This is a genomic window from Pedobacter sp. JCM 36344 (assembly GCF_046546555.1).
In the GTDB taxonomy this organism is placed as follows: Bacteria; Bacteroidota; Bacteroidia; order Sphingobacteriales; family Sphingobacteriaceae; genus Pedobacter.
Window position 1 is genome coordinate 110365 of sequence record NZ_JBKHKK010000003.1, and the last position, 26398, is coordinate 136762.

At 38.8% G+C, this 26398-nt stretch carries 21 protein-coding genes and 1 tRNA gene; 14 read left to right on the forward strand and 8 right to left on the reverse strand.

What is annotated here, in order from left to right; genetic code table 11:
- Positions 1 to 17 precede the first annotated feature (17 nt).
- The 4 genes from ACHFIZ_RS04035 to ACHFIZ_RS04050 all read right to left on the reverse strand — a co-directional run bounded on the left by ACHFIZ_RS04035 (position 18) and on the right by ACHFIZ_RS04050 (position 5604).
- The gene (locus ACHFIZ_RS04035) at positions 18 to 1037 is read right to left on the reverse strand and encodes a type IX secretion system membrane protein PorP/SprF (protein WP_410883106.1); all 1020 of its coding nucleotides are present in this window, start codon (positions 1035 to 1037) and stop codon (positions 18 to 20) included.
- Entirely contained in the window at positions 1038 to 4532 is a 3495-nt protein-coding gene (locus tag ACHFIZ_RS04040; RefSeq protein WP_410883108.1) for a PKD domain-containing protein, read from the reverse strand.
- A 24-nt stretch (positions 4533 to 4556) separates the two neighbouring features.
- Entirely contained in the window at positions 4557 to 5027 is a 471-nt protein-coding gene (locus ACHFIZ_RS04045; RefSeq protein ID WP_410883110.1) for a response regulator, read from the reverse strand.
- A gap of 112 nt (positions 5028 to 5139) precedes the next feature.
- On the reverse strand, positions 5140 to 5604 hold the full coding sequence (locus ACHFIZ_RS04050; RefSeq protein WP_410883112.1) for a response regulator: 465 nt from the start codon (positions 5602 to 5604) through the stop codon (positions 5140 to 5142).
- Between the two features lie 115 nt (positions 5605 to 5719).
- Between ACHFIZ_RS04050 and ACHFIZ_RS04055 the strand changes: the two genes are divergently transcribed.
- Genes ACHFIZ_RS04055 through ACHFIZ_RS04075 form a run of 5 tightly spaced genes read left to right on the forward strand, consistent with a single transcriptional unit; the run spans position 5720 to position 12330 of the window.
- Complete coding sequence (locus tag ACHFIZ_RS04055) at positions 5720 to 8008, forward strand: Rv1355c family protein (protein WP_410883114.1); 2289 nt, start codon at positions 5720 to 5722, stop codon at positions 8006 to 8008.
- 4 nt (positions 8009 to 8012) lie between these two features.
- On the forward strand, positions 8013 to 8714 hold the full coding sequence (locus ACHFIZ_RS04060; protein ID WP_410883116.1) for a hypothetical protein: 702 nt from the start codon (positions 8013 to 8015) through the stop codon (positions 8712 to 8714).
- Positions 8704 to 10842, forward strand: a complete 2139-nt coding sequence (locus ACHFIZ_RS04065; protein ID WP_410883118.1) for a 7TM diverse intracellular signaling domain-containing protein — start codon at positions 8704 to 8706, stop codon at positions 10840 to 10842. The genes ACHFIZ_RS04060 and ACHFIZ_RS04065 overlap by 11 nt, the downstream gene beginning before the upstream one ends.
- Before the next feature lie 8 nt (positions 10843 to 10850).
- A complete protein-coding gene (locus tag ACHFIZ_RS04070; protein ID WP_410883120.1) occupies positions 10851 to 11930 on the forward strand; it encodes a hybrid sensor histidine kinase/response regulator in 1080 nt (359 codons plus the stop codon).
- Complete coding sequence (locus ACHFIZ_RS04075; RefSeq protein WP_410883122.1) at positions 11920 to 12330, forward strand: response regulator; 411 nt, start codon at positions 11920 to 11922, stop codon at positions 12328 to 12330. The genes ACHFIZ_RS04070 and ACHFIZ_RS04075 overlap by 11 nt, the downstream gene beginning before the upstream one ends.
- On the opposite strand, the gene ACHFIZ_RS04080 is transcribed toward ACHFIZ_RS04075, so the two are convergent.
- Positions 12331 to 13377, reverse strand: coding sequence for a family 43 glycosylhydrolase (locus ACHFIZ_RS04080; protein ID WP_410883124.1), 1047 nt, complete (start codon positions 13375 to 13377; stop codon positions 12331 to 12333).
- 11 nt (positions 13378 to 13388) lie between these two features.
- A complete protein-coding gene (locus ACHFIZ_RS04085; protein WP_410883126.1) occupies positions 13389 to 14039 on the reverse strand; it encodes an HAD family hydrolase in 651 nt (216 codons plus the stop codon).
- Between the two features lie 52 nt (positions 14040 to 14091).
- Between ACHFIZ_RS04085 and ACHFIZ_RS04090 the strand changes: the two genes are divergently transcribed.
- The 3 genes from ACHFIZ_RS04090 to ACHFIZ_RS04100 all read left to right on the forward strand — a co-directional run bounded on the left by ACHFIZ_RS04090 (position 14092) and on the right by ACHFIZ_RS04100 (position 16669).
- A tRNA-Ile gene (locus tag ACHFIZ_RS04090) sits at positions 14092 to 14165 on the forward strand.
- Between the two features lie 228 nt (positions 14166 to 14393).
- The gene (locus tag ACHFIZ_RS04095; protein ID WP_410883128.1) at positions 14394 to 15749 is read left to right on the forward strand and encodes an ATP-binding protein; all 1356 of its coding nucleotides are present in this window, start codon (positions 14394 to 14396) and stop codon (positions 15747 to 15749) included.
- Between the two features lie 101 nt (positions 15750 to 15850).
- Positions 15851 to 16669: a metallophosphoesterase gene (locus ACHFIZ_RS04100; protein ID WP_410883130.1), complete on the forward strand. Its 819-nt coding sequence runs from the start codon at positions 15851 to 15853 to the stop codon at positions 16667 to 16669.
- On the opposite strand, the gene ACHFIZ_RS04105 is transcribed toward ACHFIZ_RS04100, so the two are convergent.
- Positions 16666 to 17850 (reverse strand): proline dehydrogenase family protein, encoded by a 1185-nt coding sequence (locus ACHFIZ_RS04105; RefSeq protein WP_410883132.1) that lies wholly within the window; start codon positions 17848 to 17850, stop codon positions 16666 to 16668. The two genes, ACHFIZ_RS04100 and ACHFIZ_RS04105, sit on opposite strands and share 4 nt — an antisense overlap.
- An 87-nt stretch (positions 17851 to 17937) precedes the next feature.
- Between ACHFIZ_RS04105 and ACHFIZ_RS04110 the strand changes: the two genes are divergently transcribed.
- The 6 genes from ACHFIZ_RS04110 to aroC all read left to right on the forward strand — a co-directional run bounded on the left by ACHFIZ_RS04110 (position 17938) and on the right by aroC (position 23845).
- Positions 17938 to 18144 (forward strand): RNA-binding S4 domain-containing protein, encoded by a 207-nt coding sequence (locus ACHFIZ_RS04110; RefSeq protein ID WP_410883134.1) that lies wholly within the window; start codon positions 17938 to 17940, stop codon positions 18142 to 18144.
- On the forward strand, positions 18144 to 19211 hold the full coding sequence (gene aroB / locus ACHFIZ_RS04115; protein WP_410883136.1) for a 3-dehydroquinate synthase: 1068 nt from the start codon (positions 18144 to 18146) through the stop codon (positions 19209 to 19211). Before ACHFIZ_RS04110 ends, aroB begins: the two co-directional genes overlap by 1 nt.
- 242 nt (positions 19212 to 19453) lie before the next feature.
- Positions 19454 to 20287: a prephenate dehydratase gene (locus tag ACHFIZ_RS04120; protein WP_410883138.1), complete on the forward strand. Its 834-nt coding sequence runs from the start codon at positions 19454 to 19456 to the stop codon at positions 20285 to 20287.
- A 40-nt stretch (positions 20288 to 20327) separates the two neighbouring features.
- Positions 20328 to 21470: a chorismate mutase gene (locus ACHFIZ_RS04125; protein WP_410883139.1), complete on the forward strand. Its 1143-nt coding sequence runs from the start codon at positions 20328 to 20330 to the stop codon at positions 21468 to 21470.
- A 22-nt stretch (positions 21471 to 21492) separates the two neighbouring features.
- A complete protein-coding gene (aroA, locus tag ACHFIZ_RS04130) occupies positions 21493 to 22743 on the forward strand; it encodes a 3-phosphoshikimate 1-carboxyvinyltransferase (RefSeq protein WP_410883141.1) in 1251 nt (416 codons plus the stop codon).
- Between the two features lie 13 nt (positions 22744 to 22756).
- A complete protein-coding gene (gene aroC, locus ACHFIZ_RS04135) occupies positions 22757 to 23845 on the forward strand; it encodes a chorismate synthase (RefSeq protein WP_410883142.1) in 1089 nt (362 codons plus the stop codon).
- 9 nt (positions 23846 to 23854) lie between these two features.
- Here the strand turns inward: aroC and ACHFIZ_RS04140 are convergent, their stop codons facing one another.
- A complete protein-coding gene (locus ACHFIZ_RS04140) occupies positions 23855 to 26278 on the reverse strand; it encodes a thiamine pyrophosphate-dependent enzyme (RefSeq protein WP_410883144.1) in 2424 nt (807 codons plus the stop codon).
- Positions 26279 to 26398 lie beyond the last annotated feature (120 nt).

The following is a 26398-nucleotide window of genomic DNA, read 5'->3' on the forward strand; positions in this document are numbered from 1 at the left end:
CCTGCCTTCTAAATAAGCTACCACATTTTCATGCTGCTCATCACCTCATATACATTATTTAACTGTATGCCTAGAACGATTTCGTGACTGCCGTTGCTAACGGTGTTAAGTTGTGATGTAGTAAAATCGTAAGAGTAAGTTAAATTGAATGTCTTATTGATGTTAACCCCCGCAATAGCTGAAAACGAATCACTTTTACGGTAGCTGCCACCTAACCAAAATCTGTCTCTAAATGCAACTTTTAAGTTAGCGTCTATGGAAACTGGGGTCGGATTCACCTGCTTGACCATAACGGACGGGGTCATAGCTATGTCTTCAGCAACGAAAAACCGATATCCAGCGGTAAGAAATAGATGGGGAACTTCTTTTCCCGTGCTAAACTCGGTTGGACTAGCTGTGAACACTAATTTTTGTGGCAGGATCTGCTGAACTGAGGCTCCAGCAAAAAAGTTGGCTCCATATAACCATACCCCGAGCCCTAGATCAGGCTTCACCTGACCAATAATTGTTCTAGAAATCGCCGGATCATCTCCCCCACTTTCGAAACTTAATTGACTTCTGTCTAACCCGATCCTTGAAATCCCTGCGGCTATTCCTACAGAAAAATTTAGCGAATTGTTAAGCTGCAAGTGGTATGCATAAGTTAGGCTTGCATCCAATCTTGAAAGCGGACCAACATCATCCAACACTGCAATTACCCCTAAACCATGATGTGATGGTGAAGAAGTATAATTTTGCATATAGTTCCTGCTCATGGGATCATCACCTTTGTCAGGAAGTGACAGTGCATTCCTCCATAAATATTGATCTCCGAGACTAAAATTTGCCGAAACAAAGGAGGTTTGTGGAGCATCTTGAATGCCGGTCCATTGTTTCCTATACCCAAAGCGAAGATCTGTGTAGTTTTCCATGCCGCTGAGGGCTGGATTCAGGAGATAGTTGTTGAAAATATACTGTGTATACTGAGGTCTTTGCTGGGCAGAAGAACCCGCAGACAGCAGTACCAAGATTGTAAATATCGATGCCCGTAGTTTCACTTATCTTATAATGGTTAGAGAACCAGTAATTTTTCTCGTTCCTATATTTGGATTGATAATATAGTAATAAACTCCGACAGGTAACTGTTGATTATTGAAATTTCCGTCGAACGGAGTTTTGTAGCCCCTACTATAGAACACCTTCTGCCCGTAACGATTAAAAATTTCCACTTCAACATCTGGATAGGAGTCGATGTATTTTATGCCCCAAGTATCATTTATCGTATCACCATTTGGGCTAAAAGCACTGTACGGCTTTACTACCCTCAGTATGTTAAGCATTATGGTTTGAGTGGTAGAACAGCCTTGATCAGATGTCGCAGTAAGTGTATATAAACGATCATCATCACCTTGCATTGTTGGGTTTAAAATATCATCACGGTCAAGACCTAAAGCTGGTGTCCACTTGTAAGTTAGGCCATTACCAGTTGCTGTAGCCTCCACCTTTTTTTGCCCACCTATCAGAATAAATATCTCTTTATCGAGATTTACAGTAGGCGAAGGATATACGACTACATTTTGCGTAATGGACTCCGAACAAGCGTTTTGCCCACTAAAGGTATAAGTGATCTGATGGGTTCCTACCCCAGCCAAAGCAGGATCAAACAAACCATCAGATGTTATTCCCTTACCTGAAAACTGTCCGACACCTGCGACACCCAAAGTTTCTCTTGCCTGAGTAATTTTCGTCAGGCCCGCATTAAAGCATATTGCTGAAACTGCATCAAATACGACTGCAGGTGAAGGTTTTACGGTGATGGTTTTAGTTATTTGTGCAAAACACTCGGTCCCAGAATAGGCAATCATTCTAATAGTAAATGTTCGTGTTGTTGTGGAAACGAATGCAGGGTATTTATAAGTTGAGTATTCTTTTGTAATGTTAGGACTCGTATCAATAATGTCTGGAATGCCTGTTGGAGCTCCATCTGCACCCATGTAAAACTCCAGTCTGGTAATTTTTCCAGAATTTACAGTTGAGGAATTGATGACTACAATTTCCTGATTACTACACAGATTCCCCTCATTCTTGACTATAAGTTTTGGTGTGATTACGGAACCGTTAACTGTAAAGACTTGTTCTTTAACAAATGAACAACCGTTGACATTGGTAGCGGTTAAGATTACGGTGTAGGTCCCTACTGTATTATATTGATGCGATCCGTTTATTTCGGTTGATCTGTTGCTTGCGGTGGGTACGGTGCTGTCGCCAAAATCCCAAAGATAAGTTAGTGGCCCAGAGCTGCTATCTGCATCTGTGCTTATATTTTGAAAAACGGCCTTATCATCTATACAGGCGTCAGGAAGTTTAAAATTTGGTAATGGAGTCTTGTTTACAATGATTGTGTCCAAGAATACCAAGCTTTTACAAGCTAAATTCGAAACGGTATACATTTTTACAATAAAAGTTCCGAAAGTTTTATAAAGGTGAGTTGGGTTCGTCAGCAGAGAAATTTCTCCATCACCAAAGTCCCAATGGTATTCTTGGATTGACCCAGCTTCTATCTTTGAGTTATTAGTGAAGATTAGAGGTGTGTTAACACACCCAGTTTGACTCACGGTAAACTTTGGGGTCATTTTAGGTTTTACAGTTATTGTTTGCTCAAGAACATCTGAGAGACACCCATCATCAACCCCCGCAAAGTACTTTAGTTTAAATACCCCCGATTTGTTGTAAACATGTACAGGGTTCTGTTCGGTTGAAGTTCCCCCATCCCCGAAATCCCAAAGCCATTTATTTACCGGCTTTTCAGGAATCTGCGAATTACTATTATTATCCATGAACTGAATGTCGGTATCCGGACAGGGATTGGTATCTACGATAAATTTAGCTATCGGAAGCGGGTATACATCGAAGCTGAATTCGTAATCGATAGCTCCTGAGAAACAATTACCATCATCAGGTTTCAGAACATTGACTACCATTTGATGCTTCTTTATTTCTGTAAAAGTGAATTTTTGATCGTATTCGTAGAGATAGCTTTTTCCTCTGGAAGTTGGCACTTCAATTGGTACTGGTGTATAATCCCTTGCAGGCAGATCATCCAGTTTCCATTTGATATTAATTGCTTTGTAATCAAGGGTAATCTTAAAGCTAGACTCTTGATTAACACAGGCATTGGGTGCATCGATCTTTGTAGTCGCATTGTTAATTAGCAAGGAATTGTTAGCGGCAAGGTTTGTACCCGCCGAATAGGCGTAAGATTCCGTTGGGCCAAAGCCATACGCCATAGCGTTAAAACCGTCATTTGCGGTTATTTTGAATGTGCTGTCTATTACCTGAAATTGTATATAAGAATATTCGGGATCTGAAGGCATTTGCTGCCATCCAGCAACTGCTCGACCATCAATTCGAAATGACTTAGCTGCAGCTGTTTTTATGAAAACATTGAGGAATTTTTCGCTTATTCTCTCCAAGCCAGAGGAGAACAAAGTCACTGATTTTATATTGAACTCGATTGGATTGAGTATCACCATGTCTGGATCACCTAATGGGGTTCCGAAGACGTTTCCGCAATCTTGAGACAAGGCATACTGTGCAACGCTTACATTCTTATTGGCTTTTACGAACATCGGCGTACTAAGAAATTCATCTGTATTGTAAAAATCACCTTTGTTTAGCGTAATGGATTGGTTGTTGAAATTAACAATCGTGCCATCCTGCTCCGCTACAATGCGAAGACCATAATATCTTCCGATAAATGGTATTACGCCATAAGTTTTTCCCCAACTTGTTGTAGGGTAAAGTTGCTGGTAGAGCGGATCGAGAGACCGTGCGCACGCTCCTCCTATCCTTACAGAGGTACTACCGGAAAACATCGCAAACCGTTTATCGCAGTTATTAGTATATGCTTTATCAATTTCAACAAAAGTACCAGTCAGATCCTCTAAACCGTTGGGCAAATATTCATAGATGTCTCCAGCTTTTGGGAGGTAGATGGAGATTTTTTGAGAGCTTCCCTTTATGTGTATCAACAAACGAGTATTGTCTTCTGTAGCAGCAAGTACTATAAAATTCTTATTCGTTGAATTCGTGTTCTGTGACTGCGTATAATTCATTGAATAATAGTTCTGCCCTAAAGATTCAACAGGCAATATCAGGGTGGCGGCAGACCGAAATCCCGCGTAGATGTGGGCGTAAACAGCGACCTTGGGCATACCTTCTGTAACCACAATATGAATTCCCCTTCCAGGGAGTAGCGTGTTGCCTTCTACAGCATTGATGTACGCGGCATTTCTTGGGACATCAATTGGGACTGCAACGTTAGGCTGAACTGACTGCGTCAAAATCCGCGTATTCCCTACAAAAACGCTTACTTCTGATGAAGATTTTGAAGTGATATAAAGCCTAATCTTTGCCAATTGGCTACCCGATGGATCATGAGTTGGGAAGACGGCCCAAAAATCAGTTCCCTCATTGGATATATTCTGTCCCGTCGCGCAATTAGTAAAGGCATAGCTACAAAATAACAAGAAAAGCAATCCCCACTTCTTCATACCATCGTACTATATACGGTAAAATTACTCGTCGGGTGTATCTTGTTTCAAAAGAGATTCTAAATGGTTGTTCGCCAGCAGTAAGCGTTCGGTAAGCTCTTTATTTTCTTTCCTCAAAGAATAAATTTCAAAGGCTTTTTCAATGTTGATCCGAAGATCCTCATCCATCCAGGGCTTTTGAATGTATTTGTAGACCTGACCCCTATTTATAGCGTCTATTACTGCATTTATATCCGCATATCCTGTGAGAAGAATTCGTATAGGTTCAGGGAAATCAGGAATGATAGACTCTAGAAATTCTATACCAGTAGTTACAGGCATGCGCTGATCTGTAATGACAATCTGAATGTTCTGAGTTTCGAGTATTTTACGGCCCTCGATCGCCGACTCTGCGATAAACACATTAAACAGCCTCCTAAAGGTTGCTTTGAAGGCGTTCAGGTTATGAACTTCATCATCTACGTATAAGACATTTATTGATACGTCAGAACTCATAGGTCTCAGTTATATTATTTTGTTAGTTGGCATAATACTAATTCGAGAGAACTGAGGGCGCCTTTTACTATTTATTAGTAAGTTCATCAATAATTTTCACAAATTATCGAGATTATGAAATTAATTTTTGCCGGAACATAAACTCTAACTGTTCGTTGACAATAAGTAACTGTTCTGTAAGTCTTTTGTTTTCTTTACGTAACGAAAAGATTTCAAACGCTCTTTCCAGGTTTTGGCGAAGCTCATTCTCCTGCCAAGGCTTTGTGATGTACAAATATACCTGGCCCTTGTTTATTGCATCAATAACTGCAGAGATATCTGCGTAACCCGTAAGCAATATTCTTATTGGATCTGGGTATAAGGGAATTATGGATTGTAAGAACTCTACACCGGTAGTCACAGGCATCCGCTGATCTGATACGATGATATGCATTTGTTGAGTTTCAAGGATACCCATTGCTTCTTTTGCAGACTCCGCAGTGAAGACATTAAACGTCCTTCTAAAGGAAGCTTTGAAAGCATTGAGATTGTGCACTTCATCATCAACATATAATATGTTTATAAAATGTTTATCCATAGAAAAATCTTATTACGCAATATTGGCAAATTCCCTTTTTTTACCATATTTATTTGGTAAATATACTTATTTTTGTAATTGAATGATACCCAATTGCAAAACACACACATACAAAATGTTACTACTTCAAAATCTGAATGCAGAAGACAATTTTTCTGTAGAGCCCTTATTTTTTAGAATTTTTCTGGAGTCGGATAAGGAGAAATTAGAGTCCCTATTGATTCAGAAGCCGTTTATTAAGATCCATGATGAAATAAGTACGCAACTAGACGATCTCATAAAATCAAAGCATCCGAAACGTAAACCTGAGCCTGCTGAACTCGAAATATTGAAGGCTAAGCATATAGGAAACTTGTCTATGCAAGATTATGGAGTGTGGGTGTATTATCCTTGGTCGGACAGATTGGTGCACATCCTTGACGAAGAGGAATATATTGAGGTTAGAACGAATAGAAACATTTACAAAATTACCCGAGAAGAGCGTGACCTTTTGGGTAAGCAAAAAATTGGGGTTGTAGGTTTATCTGTGGGCCAATCAATCTCGATTACAATGGCTATGGAAAGGAGTTTCGGCGAAATAAGATTAGCTGATTTCGATGTTCTGGAGCTCACAAATATCAATAGGATTAGGACAGGCGTACACAACCTTGGGGTTCCAAAGGTTACAATAGTTGCCCGCGAAATTAAGGAGATTGACCCTTATCTAAAAGTTACATGTTTTTACGATGGATTAACAGAGGAGAACATGCATCGCTATTTCACTGAAGGGGGCAACCTTGACATTGTAGTGGATGAATGCGATAGTTTGGATATCAAAATTCAACTTAGAGGATTAGCTAAACCATTAGGCATACCCGTGGTGATGGATACTAGTGATAGGGGAACACTAGACGTGGAGCGTTTTGACCTTGAACCCGAGCGTCCTATTCTTCATGGATTAATTGATCATTTGGACTATAGTCAAGTCAAACATTTAAAAACTAATGAGGAAAAAGTACCGTTTCTCCTGGCAATGATCGGGATTGATACCGTGTCGACTAGATTAAAAGCCTCCATGATAGAAGTTGGTCAGACTATTACGACCTGGCCTCAATTAGCCTCTGCGGTAACTTTAGGTGGCGCATTAGGAGCGGATGTGTGTAGGAGAATTTCTTTAGGGCAGTATCATGAATCTGGCAGGTACTGGATTGATATGGCTGATTTGATTAAGGACAAGGAGCCTAAACTTGACAATGAATATTCGGTAAAGGATTACGATGCTAAAGAACTTACCTTACCAGAAATGGAGCGGGCAACAAACATAGTTATTAATGAAACGATCGACCTAAGCAATGATCAAATAAAAGAATTGGTCTCTTTAGCAGTACTGGCACCTTCGTCGGGAAATAATCAACCATGGAAATGGTTTGCTAACAAAGGAAAACTATTCTTGTTTCACGATGAAAAACATTCAGTATCTTGGGGAGACTTTGATAATATCACTTCCAATATCTCTTTTGGAGCGACAATTGAGACGCTAAAAATAGCTGCTATCAAAATGGGCTTTGCGGTAGAACCTATTTATTTTCCCAATAAAGAAAACAGAAGGTTGATTGCTGCTTTCAATTTTATCGAAGCCTCTTCAGCAGTATATGCTAGTGATCTTTCTAGCGCTATTGGTTTTAGGACGACGAATAGAAAGGCAGGAACTGGTAAAAAAATTGACGAAAAGGTGACTGCTTCTTTAAAAGAAATAGTCAGGCTTGGCGATTCAGAATCGCACATAGACATCATAGAAAACAAAGATCAAATTATAAAAATAGCAGATATTGTTTCAAAAGTAGAAAGAATCAGATTTCTTTATCCGCAGGGTCACCATGACTTTTACACCAAAGAGATTCGGTGGAATGATGTTGATGTAAACCAAACAAAAGACGGTTTGGATATCAAGAGCCTCGAATTATCTGAATCCGATAAAACAGGATTAATTGTTGCTTCGGAACCCGGTGTTATTAAACTATTAAACAAATGGGGCGGTGGAGCTGCTTTTGAAAAGCTTTCAAATAAAGCAATCATCTCTTCTTCGGGAATTGGATTGATTACTATGCCCAACTATGATCAAGAAAGCTTTATTAAAGGAGGAGAGGCTGTACAGCGTGTTTGGCTTAAGGCCAACATACAAGGCCTAACTTTTCACCCCATTTCAGCGCCATTATTCCTTTTCGCTAGATTAAATCATGGAAACTCCGAAGAATTAACTGAACCAATGATGGTGGAACTTACAGAATTACAGCGTTCTTTGAAGGAAATTTTTCCAGTTTTAGATGAAAGACAGGGTATATTTATGTTTAGGCTGTCTTACGCCGATGATGCTTCTGTAAGGTCTGTTCGCAGATCTTTGGATGAAACCTTAATTTTCAACTAGCAATATGAAAATAGAGCTTAGGTTTCGTTCATTTACAGCGATTAAAGATCCTGAAACCTGCGAAAAATATTTAGATGGTCATGTTCAAGTTCTAAAAGATTATGGCATTACTAACATCACGACAAATAACCGTCAATGGATGTCGTTGCCCAATGTGCATGGAATTGTAGCTGAGACTGAGGCAGGAGAGGTTGTTGGTGGTGTGCGGGTACATATTGCCGACGGTATACATCCATTACCTGTAGAGAAGGCAGTTGGTTCAATGGACCCCAATGTATTCAAGATTATAAATGAATATTTTGATGAAGGCACGGGTGAACTTTGTGGTCTTTGGAACGCAAAGAGTGTTGCAGGAATAGGAATAAGCATCCTTTTGGTAAGAGCAGGCATTGCCATAGTAAACCAGATCAGGCTCGCATCACTTTTTACCATATGCGCAGATTATACTTTACCGATGGTTAGAAAGGTTGGATTCGTAGTGGAAGACGGACTTGGAAAAGATGGTGAATTTGTTTATCCAAATGATAGTTATATAGCAAGAGTATTAAGAAAAATGAATGCTGAAACCTTGGAGACCGCAGACGAGTATGACAGAAACCGAATATTCGATCTTCGTGACAACCCTACTCAACTTACAGTTGAAACAGGACCAAAGGGAGATGTTTTAATTGATTACCAACTGGTTATACCCAAATATGAAGATTAAATTATCTAACTGTTTTCTACTAGCTCTCGTAATCAATTTATTAATTACATCTAATGTACAGGCTCAAGCACCTCTGCAAGTAAAAAAAGGGATTTTAGAACGCAACTTTGGCAAAAAGATATTTGTTTACGCAGATACCAGTAAATCTTTTGGTATCAAAGAGGCGCTGAAAGAAAAGAACTTTGTGCAGGCTACTACTTCAGTACCGAATCTTGGGGTATCAGATAAAAGTTACTGGCTAAGATTTCCGGTAGTTAATATAAGTGGAAATACTGATGTGATGTTACAACTACAACTACCAACTATTGACTTTGTAGATTTTTATCTCGTTAATGATAAAAGTGAAGTGGTAAGTGTTGAACATACAGGCGATAGATTAAAGTATTCGTCCAGAAAATTTGATAATCCAATTTATAGCTTCAAATTCGGGATGAAACCCTCTGAACCCTATCAAGTATTTTTAAATATCCGTGGAGGTGAGCAACTGCAAGCACCTTTGATTTTGGGGAATACGGAGACCTTTATTCCAGAATTTAAAAGTTCATTTTTGATATTTGGGTTCTATATGGGGGTTGTTTCAGTGATGTTTATTTATAACCTGTTTCTATACGTCTCGACCAAAGATAAAAGTTACTTATATTACATCATTTACATTTTCGTTATCTCCCTGACCCAGGCAAATTTCCAGGGCTATGCATTTAAGTTTGTTTGGCCGAATAACTTGTGGATGTCTACCTATGCAGTTTATATACTAAGCTCATTAGCAGCTATGACGGCTATAGAATTTATGAAACAATTCCTTCATACTGCCTATTATGTCCCAAAACTGCACAGGCTTTTAAATATATTCTATATTCCATATATCCTCGCACTTGTGGCGGCATTTAGCGGTTACTTAAATACCGGGTATCAAACTATCCAGGTAACTGCTGTATTGGCAGCTGTATACATGCTGATTATTGCATTTAGAGTCTATGCACTTGGATATAACCCAGCTAAGTTCTTCCTTCTTGCATGGAGTGTATTTTTAATTGGAGTGTGCATTTTTGTCTTAAAGGACTATAATATATTGCCTTACAATACATTCACTTACAACATGATGCCTTTCGGTTCTGCATTAGAAGTTACCTTACTATCTTTTGCTTTGGCAGATAAGATAAACACCTTTAAGAAAGAGAAGGAGGAATCGCAGGCTGAAGCACTTCGTGTAATCGTAGAGAACGAGAAATTAGTTCGTGAACAAAACGTTGTGTTGGAAATTAAAGTAAAGGAACGGACGGAAGAATTGGAGCTTGTGCTCACCAATTTAAAGGAAGCTCAAAGCCAGTTAGTTGATTCAGAAAAGATGGCGGGACTTGGTCAGCTCACCGCCGGCATTGCACATGAGATTAATAATCCGATAAACTTTGTTACATCTAACATCAAACCTCTAGAACTTGATATATTGGATCTCGATACCGTAATCAAAATGTATGAAGATCTTGATCCTGAAGCTGACCTGAGACCTCAAATTGAAAAAATAGAATCTTTCAAAAAACAGATAGATCTTGTTTTTGTTAGAGAAGAGATTAAATCATTACTCTCCGGGATCGGTGAGGGAGCAAGACGAACTGCAGAAATTATTCGAAGTCTAAAAAACTTTAGTCGCCTTGACGAAAACGATACTAAACCAGTTGATTTGAATGAAGGGATTGCCTCCACCCTTGTGTTGGTTAAAAACACCTTTCCTGATCACTTGCAAGTAGTAAAGGAATTTGCTGAACTCCCACTGGTAGAATGTCTGCCTGGAAAGATTAATCAGGTTTTCATGAATTTAATTACCAATGCAGTTCACGCCATCAAGTCTAAAGAACCTAAAGACAATGAAGGAGTTTTGTCTATTAAGACATGGCAAGAAGGCGATAATGTGAAAATCAGCATCAAGGATTCTGGTACAGGAATGCCTGATGAAGTCAAACAAAAGATCTTTGAACCATTTTTTACAACAAAGGATGTGGGAGAAGGAACGGGATTGGGATTGTCTATTGTTTTCAGAATTATAGAGAATCACAATGGTAATATCGATGTTATTACAAAATTAAATCAAGGTACCGAATTTATTATTACATTGCCTATAAACTCTAAGTAAGACGTAGAATGAATGCAACAACCGCACGGGTATTGTACATTGATGATGAAGAGAATAACCTTCATGCTTTTAAGGCTAGTTTCAGAAGACAGTATGAAATCTATACAGCAAATTCTGCTGCCGAAGGATTAAAAATTCTAGAAAACATCTCAGTTCATGTGATCATTGCCGATCAAAAGATGCCTCTAATGACAGGTGTTGAATTTTTTAGAAGTATTGTCCATACTTATCCCGATCCAATAAGAATTTTGTTAACCGGGTACACTGATATAGAAGCTTTAGCCGATGCCATCAATCATGGTGATATTTACAGATATATAACTAAGCCATGGAATGATCTTGAGCTTCATAATTCAATTAAGAATGCTTATGATGCATATAAAACTAAGATTGACCTCAGAAACAAAATAGCAGAACTTGAAAAGACCAACGACGAATTAAACAGGTTTATATATAGTATATCTCACGAACTACGTGCCCCTTTAGTTTCCGCTATGGGCATAGTTAATTTAGTTAAGATGGAAGGTTTATTCGAATCTAGTGGAGAATATTGGAGCTTGATTGAAACCTGTTCAAATAAACTTGATTATTATGTTCAGAAGACACTTCAATACTATAAAAATAGTAAAGAGATTTCCACGCATACTTCAATAGATTTCAAAGCACTCATACCCTCTTTAATTGACTTATATTCTTTCACTGATAAGGAAACTTGCTTTCATACAGACATAAAACAAGATATTCCATTTTATGGCGATGCATTCCGTATTGAGGTAATATTAGGCAATCTAATTTCAAACGCTATAAAATATCAGAAAGAAGATTCAATAAATAAAAAGGTTGACATTGAAATTCAGGTCAGGTCGACGGAAGCCGAAATCACAATCACTGATAATGGAATGGGTATTTTGAATGAACATCTGGAGAAGATCTTTACCCAATTTTTTAAGATCAAGACTAATCAGGGTAGTGGCCTTGGTCTATTCATTGTTAAAGAGGCTTTAAATAAAATAGACGGTAAAATCTCTGTTAAATCCAATTCATTAGAAGGTACCACATTTAAGATTACAATCCCTAATGTCAAATAAGCGACGAAAAGTATTGTTAATTGATGACAATGCCATTGATTTAAAAATCAATTCAAAGGTTATCCATTTGTCTGGACTTTTTGAGGAGATTGTACTTTGCTATTCTGCGGAAGAGGGTTTATCTTATCTCAGCAACAATATTGATCAACTTGATGAATTGCCTGATTTCATCTTACTAGACATTCAAATGCCCGATATGGATGGCTTCGAATTCCTTAAGGAATATAAAAAATTCCCAAAAAAGCTCAAAGAAAAATGTGTTATTGCTATTCTTTCTTCTACTCTTGATTTTGGAGATATCAAAAGGACAGAGGCTAATCCTGATGTAATTAAACTATTAAGAAAGCCATTAATTCCAAATGAGCTAGAAGAATTGCTGAAAAAATACTTTATTTTATAACTAATCAGGGGCCTTAAGCTGTTGTTTTAACCCTAACGGTAATCCAAAGTTTGGTGATCCATCTTTATTCCAAGTGAATCTCTGAGCTCTGGGAGATCTCAAATTGCCGCAGCCTTGTCCTGGATTATCATTCGCATGATATAATATCCAATCCTCTTTACCGTCTGTTGACTTAAAAAATGAATTATGACCTGGCGCATAAACGCCATTTTGCTCAGACTTACTAAAAACGGATGTTTTGTTTTTAACCCAAGCCTTTGGATCTAAAAGATCGTTTTTACCATTGAAAGTAAGCATACCCAAGTTATAGGAATCTGTCCAGCAACCACTTGCCGAATAAATAAGAAAGATTTTAGATTTATTAATTAGTATCTGTGGACCTTCATTTACGCTTACGTAAGGGTCTTTGAATGATCCCACTTTTTCCCAATCAAGCTCTGGCTCAGATAGCAGCCGGCGTTCACTCGATATGGTATAGGGATTAGACATCTTTGCTATATAAATGTTTTGCTGACCATTTTTATCCCCTTCCCAACCTGACCATAACATATACAGCTGTTTCTTATGTTCGAAAACGGTACCGTCGATAGCCCATTTGTCCGACTTATCTCCTACCTTTCCCTTAAATACCCATTCGCCTTTCATTGGATCTGCTGATACGTTTTCTACGACATACATCCTGTGATTTTGATTATCGCCATTATCGGCTGCGAAATACATATACCATTTGCCGTTAAGAAAGTGTAACTCTGGTGCCCAAATTTCTTTGGAATAATTAGTTCCAGAAGGCGGCCTCCAGATCACCTTACGTTCTGCAGTTTTGAGGTCTACCAGGTTTTTAGTTTTCCAGATTTCGAGCCGGCTTCCAGTAGTATTGGTATAATAATAAAATCCATCCTTATAAATACTCCATGGATCAGCGCCTGAAGGAAGGATTGGATTAGAAAATTGTCTGGGCTCCTTAAAAAAAGGCTTCAGGGAGTTTTCTCCACTTGCTAACCATATAAAGGGCAAGACCAGCAGAAAGATAGAATATAAACGTTTCATGGTCTTTGTTGTTAAAGCAGTTTATGGTCTAGAAGAAACTGTCTAAGTTCTGCGGGCTTTTTGTCCATTAATAAAGTATGCATACCCGCATTTGCTGCTCCTACGAGGTGTTGAGAACTATCGTCAATAAAAAGTGTTTCCTCTGCCACAAGATTGTTCTCCGTCAAAACTCGTTGAAAAATTTCTACATCAGGCTTTCTCAAAAACATAAGTTGTGAATAGTAAGTCTTCTCAAAAAGGTGATCATTATTTTCAATTGAATATTCCTTTTTCAAGTAATCTAAAAAATAATTGTAGTGAATTTCATTAGTATTACTCAAGAGAAAGGTGCGGTATTTACTTTTCATTTCTAAAAGCGTATCATGCACTGTTGGTGGTACGCCTACGAAGATGCTATTCCAAGCATTATCTATCTCTTCATCACTGAGCGCCTCATTACTGGCAGCATCTCTAATCCCTGATCTAAACTCTGCGGGAGTTATCGCACCGGTTTCCAGCTTTGAAAATAGTTCAGCATGGCCCTTATGACCGAAAAATGATTCGATGTTTGGGATACCTAATTGTGAAAGAGCATTTTGAGCTTTTTTGAAGTCTATTTCGAAGATGACATTGCCATAATCGAAAATAATGTTTTTTATTTTTTGTACTGAAACTGTTTCCATAATTCGATACAAATATGTAACATTGCAATCGCAAAATCTAATAGATTTTTCAGGGCCATTAGCTCAGTTGGTTAGAGTAGAAGACTCATAATCTTTTGGTCGATGGTTCGAGCCCATCATGGCCCACAAACAGGAAGCCGTTTTTCGATAAGAAGAACGGCTTTTTTATGTTAAAATACTAATTTAGTTAGCTAGAGTTTTATTAATTCTTACCTAAAAATGTATACAATACGTAACGGAGTTTAATTGGGCTTGTTTTGTTACAAAATGTAGGGTAATCTGGGTTTGTTTTGTTACAAAATATAAGTAAATTTGGGTTGGTTTTGTTACAAATCTGAAAAGAATATTCTAGTTATGTCATTTAAAAGAAACGTTGAAAATTACCTTAATAAGTGGAAATTAAGTGACGGCCGTAAGCCTCTCATCATTAGAGGTGCACGTCAGGTTGGGAAAACGACATTGATTCGTGATTTTTCTAGGACATATGAGCATGAAATTATACTAAATCTGGAAAAACCTGGTGATCGGCATTATTTTGAAAATTTCGACGATGTCCAAATGATTTTAGAAGCATTACTTTTAGCTCACGGTATTCCTTCTTCTGCAATGTCAAATACGCTTCTTTTTATTGATGAAATTCAAGAAAGTCCTAAAGCCATCCAGTTATTGCGGTATTTTTATGAAGAATTGCCAGAGCTTCATGTGATCAGTGCTGGCTCTCTTTTAGAGTTTGCGATGCAAAAGGTGCAAAGCTTTCCAGTGGGTAGAGTAGAGTTTCTATATCTCCATCCATTAAATTTCCAGGAATATTTGGAAGCCATAGATAAACAGAATTTATTAGAATATTTGCAGTTAGTTCCAATAAAGCCAATTGCTCATAAGTTGTTAATGGATGCTTTTCATCGTTATGCAATTATTGGTGGAATGCCAGAAGTGATAAAAGTGGATATTCAGCAAAAGAACCTTTCGGACTTACCAAGAACATATGAAAGTATTTGGGGAACTTATAAAAATGATGTAGAGAAATATACATCTAATGATACGGAAAGGAAGATTATTAAACATCTGATGGATACTGCTCCACTTTATCTCGATGAACGTGTCAAGTTTCAGGGTTTTGGTAATTCCAACTATCGATCAAGGGAGGTAGGAGAAGCATTCAGAACACTTGATGACGCAAAAATAATACGGTTGATTTATCCTACAACAGACTTGAAGCCCCCTTTAAAGCCTGATTTAAAGAAGTCACCACGTTTACAATTTCTAGATACTGGTTTAGTCAATTACGCTCTTGGCATCCAATTAGAAATGTTAGCTATGAGTGATTTGAATAGTGCTTACAAAGGTGCTGTTATACCTCATTTGGTAACACAGGAGCTTATATCTCTTCAAAGTATTTCAGCACATAAACCTAATTTTTGGGTAAGGGAAAAATCTCAATCAAATGCAGAAGTTGACATACTTTATTCCTATCAGAATTTGGTTATTCCCATAGAAATAAAATCAGGAAGCAAAGGGAGTTTGAAATCACTTCATCAGTTCATTGATGTAGCAGATCACCCTTATGCTATACGTATGTATGCAGGTACTTTCAATGTTGAAAAAGCTGTGACGCCAGATCAAAAACCATATTTGTTAATGAATTTGCCTTATTATGCTGGTACCTGTTTACCACAGTATGTGGAATGGTTTGTCCAACAGAAACTGTAAATCCTATATTCTATTTGATAGTAAATCAAATTATCAGTTTCAGGGAAAGCGCTTACTAGAGATCTTGATGCTTGCCAATAGTTTTTTTATCTTGCATCCCAATGGCATGGACAAGACGCAGGTTTTTAACAACAGGAATAGGAGCTACCCTTGCCCTTTTATTAGCGGATGCTTTTTGGTTTGAAAAGGCCTTTATCCAAACTAACGAGTTTTCACTAAAATCTTCCTCCTCCAATAAAGTTGGTTTAAAGTTTATTCAAATATCAGACCTCCATTTGAAATCGGTTAATAGACAGCTGCGACGCTTAGCTGAAGACGTCAATAAGTTAAGGCCTGATTTAATTTTTCTTACTGGGGATGCGATAGATGATGCAAATAAGCTCCCAGTTTTAGAGGAATTTCTCAAATTGCTGAGTTTCGACTTAAAGAAAGTCGCTATTCTTGGGAATTGGGAGTATTGGAGTGGGATAAGTCTTGATAACCTAAGGTCAATTTACGCTGCGAACAATACAGACCTGCTAATAAATGAAGGAAAGCAATACAGATTTGGTAATAAAACGGTAATGATTACTGGGATTGATGACCTTGTAGGAGGTAATGCAAATATCACTGACGCACTGAAGCACTTTAAAACCAGTGATTGCCACATTATTTTGAACCATTGTCCACAATACACTGAAACGATTGTAAATGAACTTACTTCAATAAATAACGCATCCGCAATTATATCCGGACATACCCATGGCGGACAAGTAAATTTATTTGGTTTTGTACCATATTTACCTCAAGGGAGCGGGAAATATCTTCAGGGATGGTATAATTTCGGCCCGACAAGAATGTATGTTTCCAGGGGAATAGGAACTAGCCTACTGCCCGTAAGATTTGGTTCCAGAGCTGAGGTAGCAGTGTTTAACATTTAAGACTTCCGTCTTTTCTTCTCTTTAATTATCAATCCCAATTCACGACTAGTTTGCCCCGCAATCGAAGTATTCTCTTGTGCCCTTCTAAAAAGATAGGGCATAACAGCTTTTATAGGCCCATAAGGGACGTATTTTGCCACATTGTAACCGCTATCAGATAAATTAAAACTTAAGTTATCGCTCATACCAAGGAGCTGTGCAAAATACACATGTGAGTGATTGTGGTCAATATTTTGTTTATCCAAAAGCTGAGTAAGCAATCGGGAGCTGTGTTCATTGTGGGTGCCGCAAACAAAGGCTATATCATTAATATGGCTCACAGAATACCGCAAAGATTCATCATAATCATCATCCGTAGCTTGTTTTGTGGGCTGAATCGGGGATGTATAACCCATTTCTTCAGCACGGTTTCGCTCCTTTTCCATATAAGCTCCCCTGACCATTTTCACTCCCAAAATGAACCCCTCTTTCCTCGCCCTCTCATGATCAGCTATAAGATCTGCTAATTTATCGTGTCTATACATTTGGTAGGTATTGTAAACGATAATACCATCCCTATTAAACAACCTCATCATTTCAAAGGCAAGATGGTCAATGGTATCCTGAATCCAGGTTTCCTCGGCATCAATCATTACTGGAACCTGATTATCAAATGCTGAACTGCAAATCTTTTCACAACGGCTCTTAACCCTATCGAACTCCTGCTGCTCTGCTGTAGATAGCGGCTTATCAGCATCCAATTTCTCTAATAAACCAAACCTGCCAATTCCTGTAACTTTGAATACAGTAATCGGAATCCGTTTATCTCCAGCTCCCCTGTTAATCGTCCTGATGATTTCCTCGCACGTAAAATCGAAAACACCCTCTTCTTCCTCCCCTTCTACAGAGTAATCCAAAATGGTACCCACTTTGACTAAATCCAACTGCTCAATTGTATGCTCGCATTCTGAGATTGTTTCTCCCCCGCAAAATTGCTTGAAGATCGTAGCTTTAATTACTCCCTTAATTGGTAAACCGATATTTAAAAAGAAATTCGTTATAGGCGGACCAACACGAGTCAGGAAGTTACTGCTGATGATTTTAAATAGCAAATAAGCAGCATTCAATTCAGCGTTAGACTTACTCTTGAAGGCTATTTCAGTATTCTCAAAGTTCAGTTCTTTCTCAGGGGACAATTTCATTAAGTCAGTTTCTTATTGTGCAAAAATATGCAATCCACCGCAAGGGGTGGTAAAACAGTTTATAAATAATTGTAAGTTTGCTTCAAGATGACAGAATTCAAATTAGAAGGCGAATTTATACCGCTTATTGCGTTGCTAAAAGCAACAGGCACAGTACAAAGCGGCGGCGAAGCACAAACTGTTGTGGAAGATGGACTTGTTAAATACAACGGCAAAGTTGATTACCGCAAACGGTTAAAAGTACGTGTAGGTGATATAGTAGATTTTATGGGTCAGAAAATAAAAGTCATTTAATGAAAACTCTCGACAGCGCCGGGCATTCTATCTATTTTGAGACGGGATTGGCCCCAATGACTGATATTATAAATTCCGAAAAATACAGTAAAGTCTTCGTTTTCGTAGACCGCAATACTGCTGAGTCATGTTTGCCAATTTTCCAGGAGATGTTAGAAGATTACACGGGGTTTGATCTGATCGAAACAGACCCTGGAGAAGAGAATAAGAACATTGACTTCTGTATAGGTATCTGGAAAACTCTTTTAGATTTTGAAGCTGATAGAAAATGTTTGATGATTAACCTTGGTGGTGGTGTAATTACTGATATGGGTGGTTTTGTGGCTTCAACTTACAAACGTGGGATCGATTTTATCAATATTCCTACCACCCTATTATCACAAGTAGATGCTTCCGTAGGTGGTAAAACTGGAATTGATATTGACAATGTGAAGAACATGGTGGGTACTTTTAGCTTACCTCAGGCCGTATTTATCGAGACACTGTTTCTAAAATCATTGCCGGAACGAGAACTACTATCTGGTTTTGCAGAAATGATTAAGCATGGTCTGATTGCTGATGCAAACTATTTTCATCAGTTGAAATCATCTAACTATAAAGAAGTGTCCGCAGAAGCTATCTACAGGTCGGTGGAGATTAAGAATGAAGTAGTAACTGAGGATCCATACGAAAGAGGCTTAAGAAAGATCCTTAATTATGGCCATACGATTGGTCACGCTGTTGAAACTTATTCGCTCATTAACGATAAACGTCCATTAAACCATGGCGAAGCAATCGCTGTAGGAATGATTTGTGAGGGGTTTTTATCAGTGAAAAACAATACATTAAAAGAAGAAGAACTTGCCGAAGTTACGAGCTATCTTCTGGGGCTTTATCCTAAATATGAGATCAAAACAAAAAGTCATGAAGAGCTAATTCAATTCATGCAAAGCGATAAAAAAAATGAAGATGGGCAAATAATGTTTTCGCTATTAAATAGTATTGGTTCTTGTGCTTACAATTGCAGAGTAACAAAGCAAGACATACTCGACAGCTTGAACCATTTCAACAAACAGTTCAAAGCATAAAATTTTAAATTTTTTTTAATTAACTATTGACAAATTAAATTTTGTACGTACATTTGAAAAACAAAAAGAAAAACTTTGAAAAACATCACTACATATTGGTTTGGTTACTTCTATTACTTTAGTAAGAGCCGGGACTGATATGCACATATTCAACTAAGATAATTGTATAAAAAAGTCCCGGCCTAAAGCCGGGACTTTTTTGCGTTTTAGCCACACAAACAACATTACGGATTACCAATAAAATGAAAACAAAAACAAGAGTAGCAATCCAAGGTATAAAAGCATCGTTCCACGAAGAGGCGGCATACAAGTTTTTTGGAAAGGAGATACAAACTGTTGAGTGCAATTCCTTTAAAGAAACGTGTGACAAGCTGGAGCAAAAAGATGCCGACTTTGTTGTGATGGCTATTGAGAATTCCATCGCAGGAAGTCTTTTACCAAACTACACGCTCATCAGAGAATATGGTTTTTCTGTCGTAGGAGAGGTTTACTTAGCTATTCAACTACATCTAATGGCACTGCCTGGCGTTAATTTTGAAGACATCAAAACCGTAACTTCTCATCCTATTGCCATCCGCCAATGTGTTGATTTCTTCTACGACTATCCACACATTAATATTGTGGAAAGTAATGATACCGCTGCTTGCGCTAAACGTATTAAAGACGAGAATCTTACTGACACCATGGCAATTGCAAATAGCCTTGCAGCAGAATTATACGGTCTTAATGTTCTGGAACGTCGCGTAGAATCGAACAAAAAGAATTACACACGTTTTCTGATCCTCAAAAAGGAGAGAACTGATGAAGGCAAGGAAATAAACAAAGCATCGATTTGCTTCCAGGTAGGGCACAAACCAGGTTCCCTGGCAATGGTGCTTAACATATTTGCTGAACAAGAAGTTAGCCTAACTAAGATACAGTCGCTCCCTGTTCTCGGCAAAAGAAACGAATACTATTTTTATGTTGATTTGGAATGGCCAAGCACAGAGAAATACGATAAAGCAATCAGAAAAACATTAAAATACACTTCAAATTTTAACATCCTGGGAGAGTACCAAAAGAACGATACCGTTTAAAGCACTCCCCGAAAATATTAACTATACAAACCCCAAAACAATGAAATTAGAATTAAACATCCAGCCGTTAAGCACCTGGTTAAACATCAAAAACGAACCATTAATCATCTCTGGGCCTTGTAGTGCAGAAACTGAGGAACAACTGCTAACTACAGCTCATTTATTGGCCGCAACTGGAAAAGTATCTGTATTAAGAGCAGGTATCTGGAAACCACGTACCCGTCCGGGAGAATTTGAAGGGATTGGGAGTATCGGCTTACAGTGGTTGAAAAGAGCAAAAGAAGAAACTGGCTTGCCTACAGCCGTTGAGGTTGCGAATGCAAAACACGTAGAAGAAGCTTTAGCAGCAGGTGTGGATATCCTTTGGATTGGTGCACGTTCTACAGTAAATCCTTTTACTGTTCAAGAAATTGCTGATGCCTTAAAAGGTGTTGACATTCCTGTATTGGTTAAAAATCCAATAAACCCTGATTTACAATTATGGATCGGTGCTTTGGAGCGTATCAATGGGGCTGGCATTACTAAATTGGGCGCTATCCACCGTGGTTTCTCTTCATACGAAAAAACATCTTTCCGTAATGAGCCAATGTGGGAGCTTGCTATCCAGTTGAAAACTTTATGCCCGGAATTGCCAATCCTTAACGACCCAAGTCATATTTGTGGTAACAGAGAATTGATCCCTTACATTTCGCAAAAAGCATTGGATCTTGACATGCAAGGTCTAATGATCGAAGCGCACATAGATCCTTCAGTAGCATGGACTGATGCAAAACAACAACTTACCCCTGCTGCCTTGGCAGAATTGGCAGATCGTTTAACCATCCGCGAACCAGAATCGGCAAATGAGGTTTTTGTCGATAAGCTTGCAGACCTACGTAAAGACATTGATAAAATCGATGACCTTTTATTACAGAAATTAGCGGAGCGTATGGCTATTGTTGGTAAAATAGGCGAATACAAACGTGACAACCAAGTAACTATTCTTCAGGTTAATCGTTGGGATGCCATTAGTAAAAAGGGAGCATCCTTTGCAAAAGCCTTAAAATTAGACCTAAACTTTACAGAGAAGTTCTTAGAACTTGTTCACAGTGAGTCAATCCGCAAACAAACAGAAATTATGAACGACGGTAAGGTTGAAGAGGGTATTGCTGCAGAAGCACATACCGATACAATTCAATCTTAGTTAAACCGCTCAGATATTAGTTATGAAGAATGCGCTTGTTTCCTTTACCGGCGACAAAAAAATCCATGCGGAAATAACGCTTACTGGATCAAAGAGTGAATGCAACCGGGCGCTGATCATCAGCGCCCTTAGTAAAGGTTCAGTTGCAGTAGAAAATATGTCTAACGCTGCCGATACGGTGACCTTGAAACGGATATTAAAAGAGCTTTCGGAAAATAGCCAAAATCAGAAAACTGTTGATGTGGGCCCTGCGGGGACAGCTATGCGCTTTTTGACGGCTTTTTTAGCCGCAAGAGATGGCAAGTTCTTGCTTACGGGGTCTGAAAGGATGAAGCAGCGCCCTATTGGTATTTTAGCAGAGGCACTGAAGGCTATTGGCGCAGATATCATTTATGCGGAACAAAATGGCTTTCCCCCTATCCTTATAAAAGGACCATTGAAGCAATCTGCTGACTCAGTAAGAATTAAAGGTGACATCAGCAGCCAATACATATCAGCTTTGTTAATGGTCGCTCCTACCCTTTCTCAAGGTTTAACTCTAGAGATTCAGGGTGAGCTGACTTCCCTACCCTATATAAAAATGACTATGGATATGCTCTCAGAAGCAGGAATTTCTCATCAATGGTCGGGGAATAACATTAGCGTTAAACCACAGGAGTTTAAAAGAGCAATTTTAACTGTAGAGCCAGACTGGAGTGCTGCTTCTTACTGGTACAGTATTGCAGCCTTAGCAGATAAAGCGCAAATTGAACTTCCCCATCTAAAAGAAAAAAGTCTGCAAGGAGATAGCCGCATCAGGGAGATCATGGTCGATTTTGGGGTTAAAACTAAATCAACAGCCACTGGTATATCAATAAAAACTTCTTCCAAGAATTTTTCTGATAAGGTGATGGATTTGAAAGACTGCCCGGATTTAGCTCAAACCATTATTGTATGTGCCGCTGTTCTCGGCAAAAATCTAAAATTTACCGGTTTAGAAACCCTTAAGATCAAGGAAACAGATAGGGTACTGGCACTGCAAAACGAATTGGCGAAGATAGGCGTTTCATTATCAGAAAATGATCTGGTCTATACATTGAACTGTGAATCGCTACATTTCCCGAAACATATTACTATCAAGACTTACGATGACCATAGAATGGCAATGGCCTTCGCTCCAATCGCGCTATTGATTGAAACAGTAGAGCTGGAAGATATGGATGTTGTCGAGAAGTCGTATCCAGACTTTTGGAAAGATCTGGAAAAAGCGGGATTTACTATTAAAGAACACTAAAAAAATAAAACACATGGCAGGTAATTCAATTGGTCAGTTATTTCGTATCAGTACTTTTGGAGAGTCTCACGGAATTGCCATCGGAGTAATTTTAGATGGTTGTCCGGCGCAACTTCCAATAGATTTGGACTTCATTCAGTCTGAATTGGATAAACGCAAACCGGGACAATCTAAGATAACCACTCAGCGAAAGGAGAGTGATACTGTGCAAATTCTTTCAGGAACATTTGAAGGAAAAACTACAGGTACGCCAATTATGATGCTGATCCCGAATGAGGATCAGCGTAGCAAGGATTATAGCCACAATACTGATGTTTACCGTCCTTCACATGCTGATTATACTTACCATGCAAAGTACGGCATAAGGGATCATCGCGGTGGCGGTCGTTCCTCTGCTAGAGAAACAGCCGCACGTGTGGCTGCTGGTGCAATTGCGAAGCTTCTTTTGAAACTTCATGGAATTGAGATATTCGCACACGTATCTTCCGTTGGGAAGATCGTAGCACCCAATCTAAGTGGTGATTCTATTGAAAATCTTTTGACGATAAGAGAAGAGAACATAGTTCGTTGTGCAGATCCGGCGACGGCCGATCAGATGATCGATTTTATAGATGGTGTACGTAAAGACGGAGATACGGTTGGTGGAAAGATCAGTTGCATTGTGAGGAACTGTCCTGTAGGATTAGGTGAGCCCGTATTTGACAAACTTCATGCGGACTTGGGTAAAGCGATGCTAAGTATTAATGCTGTTCACGGATTTGAATACGGATCTGGCTTTGAAGGCAGCGAAATGAGAGGCTCAGAACACAATGATGTCTTTTTAGTTGGTACCAAGCAGCCTAAAACACTAACCAATTTTTCTGGAGGTGTACAAGGTGGTATATCGAATGGGATGGAAATTAACTTTACAGTTGCTTTCAAGCCTGTGGCCACTATTATGCATAACCAACAAACGATTAACTCGTCTGGCGAAGCAGCAGAAATTAAAGGCAAAGGCAGACATGATCCTTGTGTAGTGCCGAGAGCAGTAGTTATTGTCGAAGCAATGGCTGCTTTGGTCCTTGCAGATCATCTGTTAAGAAACAAAGTAAGCAAGGTCTAATCTAATATTCTAAAATATGGCGGGAAACTTTGACGCGTTATTATCATGCATCATTTTGTAAACCGCCTCAATTACATCGTCTACCGATGGTTTACTGAAGTAATCACCATCAGAACCATATGGAGTACGGTGTGCTTTAGCAGTAAGCGTTCTAGGCTGCCCATCAAGATGATAATATCCGTTCTGTTCTTCCAGGATATGTTGCATAATGAAAGCTGCACCTCCTCCAGGAACATCTTCATCTACTACAAGCAATTTATTAGTTTTCTTTAATGATTTTGCACACAAATGATCAATATCAAATGGCATTAGCGTTTGAGGATCAATGATCTCTACAGAGATTCCAAAGGTTAACAGTTCTACAGCGGCTTCTTCTACAATCCGCAGTGTTGCGCCATAAGACACCACAGTAATATCTGAACCTTCTTTTATTAAATCGGCTTTCCCTAGTGGCACAGTATATTCCCCAACGTTTTCAGGAAGCTTTTCTTTTAATCTATATCCATTTAAGCACTCCACCATTAAAGCTGGTTCATCTGCCCTGAATAACGTATTGTACAAGCCTGCAGCTTGTGTCATATTTCTTGGAACACATAGATGGATTCCTTTCAATGAGCCCAGAATCATAGATATTGGCGAACCAGAGTGCCATACTCCCTCTAAACGGTGTCCGCGTGTTCTAATAATTACAGGGGCCTTCTGTCCTGCCTTAGTTCGGTAAGATAGACTAGCGAGATCATCACTCATCACATTTAAAGCGTATAACAAATAATCCATGTACTGAATCTCTGCAATGGGTTTCAGCCCACGCAAAGCAAGACCGATACCCTGACCTATGATGGTCATTTCTCTAATTCCTGTATCTGAAATTCTTAATTCACCATACTTAGATTGCAAACCGGCAAACCCTTGATTTACATCGCCTATAGCACCTAAATCCTCTCCGAAAGCGACTAAACGCATATCTCTCGCAAAATTAGCATCAAAGCAAGCATTCAGTATTTCCCGACCATCAACCATTTTACTGGACTCTGAATATTCAGCATCAACGTGTGGCACCAGTAAAGGGCTTTCTTCACCGTCCGTAAAGAGTTTAGTATGATAACGATCCTCGTTGATTTCGTCCTGTAAATTATACCAGACAAGCAGTGCGGATCTTTCTGGAGAATCTGTAGAGGCGGTTAACCTCAATACTTTACGTACGGTCGAAATTACTTCTTTTCGTAAAGCATCAGGAGTTGAAGAAAGTTGTGAAGCAATTTTATGTATTACTGGATTACCATTAACAAGGCCCTTTATCAATTCAACTGCCTGATCTTTTTCTATTTTAATTGCTGCCAAGAATTCATTCCAGGCTTCACGTTGAGTTTCGCGAACAAATGTTTTTGCTGTTTCTTCTAGTTCAACGATCTGCTCATCAGTTGCAATTGCAGATTCAATCATCCACTTACGCATCTGCACAATACAATCATATTCTTTCTCCCACTCTAAACGCGCCTTTTCTTTGTAGCGCTCATGAGAGCCTGAAGTAGAATGTCCGAGAGGTTGTGTAACTTCAGTAACATGAATCATGACTGGAGTATGCTCAGTGCGACAAACCGCTATTGCAGTTTCATATAATTCACAAAGTGCTGGATAATCCCATGCCCTTACCTTATAAATTTCTACACCTGGAGCACCCTCTTCTCTTTGAAAACCTTTTAAAACTTCAGATATGTCTTCCTTAGTGGTTTGATACTTCGCTGGAACAGATATCCCGTAACCATCATCCCAAATAGATATCGCCATTGGAATCTGTAACACCCCCGCAGCATTGATCGCCTCGAAAAACACCCCTTCAGAAGTGGAAGCATTTCCTATTGTTCCGAAAGCAACCTCATTGCCTGAAACAGAAAAATCAGTAAGGTAATCAAGTTGTCTATTCTCCCTGTACAATTTTGAGGCGTAAGCCAAACCAACCAAACGAGCCATCTGACCACCTGTAGGGGAAATGTCTGACGATGAATTCTTCATTTGGGTAAGATCCTTCCAGCTTCCGTCTTCATTCAACGATCGTGTGGCAAAATGACAGTTCATCTGTCTCCCTCCCGACGCAGGTTCGACTTCGAGATCTGGATGAGCGTATAATTGCGCGAAGAATTCTTTCATGGTACAAATGCCAGCGGCAAACGCAAAAGTCTGGTCTCGATAATAACCTGCGCGCCAGTCTCCATTTTTAAAAGCTTTGGCCATTGCAATTTGCGGAACTTCTTTCCCGTCGCCGAAAATACCAAATTTAGCCTTCCCTGTCAGCACTTCCTTTCGGCCTAATAAGCTCGCCTGCCTGCTTTCATAGGCGATTTTATAGTCGTTGATGACGATCGTTTTGAAGTCATTAAAACTCAGTTCCGAAGCGTCGATTGGGTTGGTTGTAAATTTACTATCTGGCATCATAAGCAAATCGGTTATATCACAAACATACACAAAATCTAAAGTATGACTTTAAGGTAAAATCGAATTTATATATTGGAATACTTTTTGTAATGTTATATAAAACATTAAATTTGTTTTAAA